Below are 242 nucleotides of genomic sequence, written 5' to 3' on the forward strand. Positions count from 1 at the left end.
CTATTACATTGCCATTAGCATACCTTGTAGGGGTTACAGCATCATCTTCATAAACAATCTCTTCTTTGTAACTATCGATATCAGTAATAACTAATGATTTAATCCTAATGAAATCGATGAACTTTTCAAATGTTTGTGAATAAGCACCGACCTCAACCATTGAAATGTTTTGAGACAATAACGGAGTTTCGTCAGAGACACTAAACTCACGGTCAACCTTTTTCATCATAGCAGGGATTAAT

1 protein-coding gene is annotated in these 242 nt (G+C 34.7%); it reads right to left on the minus strand.

Annotated elements, in window-relative coordinates; genetic code table 11:
* The coding region (locus AAEY62_RS24375) for a toprim domain-containing protein (RefSeq protein WP_502935572.1) at window positions 1-242 on the minus strand (242 nt) is incomplete at both ends.

The sequence above is a fragment of the Pseudoalteromonas sp. GW168-MNA-CIBAN-0100 genome, from assembly GCF_040309225.1.
Classification (GTDB): domain Bacteria; phylum Pseudomonadota; class Gammaproteobacteria; order Enterobacterales; family Alteromonadaceae; genus Pseudoalteromonas; species Pseudoalteromonas arctica.